This window comes from Arthrobacter sp. 9V, from assembly GCF_902506065.1.
Classification (GTDB): Bacteria; Actinomycetota; Actinomycetes; order Actinomycetales; family Micrococcaceae; genus Arthrobacter.
This window is the reverse complement of record NZ_LR733035.1, coordinates 1-2,995: the sequence shown is the minus strand read 5'-3', so window position 1 is coordinate 2,995 and position 2,995 is coordinate 1. Positions and strand designations below refer to the sequence as shown.

3 protein-coding genes are annotated in these 2,995 nt (G+C 66.6%); 1 reads left to right on the top strand and 2 read right to left on the bottom strand.

Going from position 1 to position 2,995, the window contains the following annotated elements:
• Both BACI9J_RS23565 and BACI9J_RS23560 read right to left on the bottom strand, forming a co-directional pair.
• A partial coding sequence (locus BACI9J_RS23565) for a hypothetical protein (RefSeq protein WP_201296734.1) occupies window positions 1-520 on the bottom strand: 520 nt, incomplete at its 3' end.
• Between the two features lie 2 nt (window positions 521-522).
• Entirely contained in the window at window positions 523-1,830 is a 1,308-nt protein-coding gene (locus tag BACI9J_RS23560) for a tyrosine-type recombinase/integrase (protein ID WP_159736737.1), read from the bottom strand.
• A gap of 399 nt (window positions 1,831-2,229) precedes the next feature.
• On the opposite strand from BACI9J_RS23560, the gene BACI9J_RS23555 reads away from it, so the two are divergent.
• On the top strand, window positions 2,230-2,995 hold a 766-nt coding region (locus tag BACI9J_RS23555), incomplete at its 3' end, for a TIR domain-containing protein (protein ID WP_201296733.1).

The following is a 2,995-nucleotide window of genomic DNA, read 5'->3' as shown; positions in this document are numbered from 1 at the left end:
TCTCAGCACGGTGGCCGAGGTAGGCGTTACCGGCCACGCGCAGCCAGCGCGTCACAGCGCAGGCAAGACACGTCACCGGGTCATCGTTGCTCGGGATGACGCGACCGCAGATCTTCACGATGCTGCCAAGCTCGATCGCCGCTGGTGAGAGTTGTCGCGCTTCCTGCCGGCTGAGCTGCAGGAAGCCGACGAGCACGATCAAGAAGGCGTCGCGTCGGCCGCGCAGCCCAACAGGGTGGCGATACTTCGGGATCTCAGCCAGGGCCTGCTCGATGTCAGCAACCACCGCCGAACCCTTCCAGACGCGGGCGGGCGGGACCAGGATGATTGGGGACGGCTCCCCCGCGTCCAGGTGTTTGACGGTGATCGCGCGCCGTCGAAGGCGCTGCTTGGATTTCGAGCCAGGGAAGAGCGCAAGGAATCTTTCCACAGTCTCCGGGGACGCCGGCAGGGCTTCCCTCCCCGACGCCGCGCACCAGGCCTCGAAGCGTGCCCAGTGCCGCTCGAGCTGCGGCGTCACGGTCACAGCTTGATCCGGGTCGAGGCGTTGCGGACCAACGGGGTGTACTCGCGGTCGTAGATCCGCAACGTCGCTGCAGAGTTGTGGCCGGTCTGGTTCATGATCTCGTCGTCGGTCGCGCCGGCGTTGCGCGCCTCGGTGATGAAGCCGGCGCGCATCGAGTGTCCGCTGAAGCCCGCAGCGTCGAGGCCCGTCTTCCGGATCCGGGACTGGACCACCTTGCCGACCGCGGTTGGGGTGAGCCGGGTCTCGCGGAAGAGGCCCCATTTGCTGACCGATGGGAAGAACGGGGCTGCGGGGTCGAGACGTTCCTCGTGCGGCGGGAGCCCCTCGTCGCAGATGTGGACGTCGGTCGCGGCGTCCTTGAGCGCAACGAACATCCCGGACTCGCCGTGGTGACGCTGCGCTACCTGCAGCCGGTACAGCCGCACGAAGGCGCAGGGTCCACAGGTGAGCGGGTTCGAACCGAAGCGGATGACTTTCGGCGGCCCGTCGCCATCCTGCTGAGTCTTCGATCGACGCATCCGGATACGGACGCCCTCGTCGGGCACGAGGCGATAGTCGCTGACATCGGTCGCAACGAGCTCGCTCTCGCGGAACGCACCGACGAAGCCGAACAGGATCAGGGCGTAGTCGCGGGTGTTGATGGCCCCGCGCTCGAAGTTCGTCAGGTCGATTGCTCGCAGGGTGCGCTGCAGGAGCTTCAGCGTCAGCGGAGCAGCACGTCGGATGGGCGGTGGGTCGTCGCGACGGATGCCCCGCATGGTGTCGCGGACCCGCGGGTGCTTCCCGGGCGGGTCGAAGTGGCGGCGCTCGTGCTCCCAGTTGATCGCTGCGAGGTAACGCGGGATCGTCGACGGCGCGGAGCGGCGGACCCCTGGTGCCACCTCCGAGGCAGCCTTGGCGGCCAGGAAGTCGGCAACCTCCTTGGGCGTCCGTGGCGCCGTGCGCACGTCGGCGATGTCGGCAGGATCGTGAACCTCGTCGTCCTTGAAGCCAGCGAGCCAGCGCGCGAACTGGCGGAGGTCACTCTGGTAGGCGCGCACGGTGCTCTCGGACTTCGCCTCGAGGGCGAGCTGCTCAGCCGTCTTCGCCACGACCGGCGGCCGCGGCCCCCGTGCTGCAGCACGACGAACGGCTGACGCGGTGCGACTGCGCTCGGCGGCCGCGCGCTGCTCGGCAGTCATCGCCTTGCCCGACACTGCCCGCAGCGGCCGGCGTGTCAGCCGGTCGTCAGCGATGAGCTCTGGGACGAGATCGTCGCGCGCGTCGCTGGCTAGGACGACATCCTCCCCGGGCTCGCCGTTCACCGGTGCGCCTCGGACTTCGTGTGCACAGCTCTCCCTTCGGCGGGACGGCTCGGCGTCGCCTCGCTGCCAATTGCGTGTTCAGAACGGGCCTGTGCCACTGACCGCGTCAGTTCCGATAATAGTCATTCTCGGAACGTTTTGGCGGGGGTGGAAGCGACTAGGGACGTCGCACGCACGCAGCACCATGCTCGCCGGAGATCCCTCCGGCGCCGGGCTGCACCCCGTCTACTCACGTGCGATGTAGCGACACTTGTCTCACCTCCCGTCACACGACGCTGATTGCGGTACTGCCCTCTGCAACACGAACAGCAAGCCCTCGCCGGTCACGGGGATGTCGGACGAGAGACATCCCAGAAACGGTCGTTCGCGATTACCTCGTATGATTCGAGGATGGCTCGTGTGGATCCCCTGCAAATCGCTGTTGCTGCCTACGCGGCCGGAAATTGGAACGACTCGGATTGGCGCGTGCTCGGACGGGAGACCGGTACGAGCGACATCATCGATCGACACCCGCGGTTGTATCGCTCGCTGGGTTTTGGTGACCCGGACTACCCGGACGCAGCATCCGAGGTTGTCGGCCAGATCCTCGCTTCCGAAGCGGTCGAACAGAACTCCGGCGAGGCAGGCCGGATGGAGCTCTTCGCCGATTCGATGCCGAACTTGGTCATGTGGGTGCAGGAACACGCACCGAACCGGACCAGGAAGCTCTTCAATGATTACCTGCAATCGCGCGTTGCCTCCGAGATCCCCGCTGTCTGGCGGAGCACGCCCGCGAACGAAGTGGAGGAAGACCCGGACGCTTGGTTGACGGATTCGCCGAGGGCAAACCGACTTCCGGTCGACTGGGCGGATGATCTCCTCGACGACCTGGATCCGGTCGCCCCACCGTTGGGATCGACCGCTACCCCTGCTCTCACGCCAGCCGCTACGCCTGCCTCCGAAGTCGCCGCCGCCGCCGATGCACCGAAGTCGATTTTCATCGTTCACGGTCACGACGAGGCGGCGTTGAACTCGATCAAGCTCTTCGCCCACAGGGTCACGGGCCTAATGCCTATTTCGCTTGCGGAAGAAGCCGGCCGCGGGCAGACGATCATCGAGAAGTTCGAGGCGTACGGCGTGGCCGCGTCCTTCGTGATCGTCCTGCTCACGCCGGACGACGTGGGCC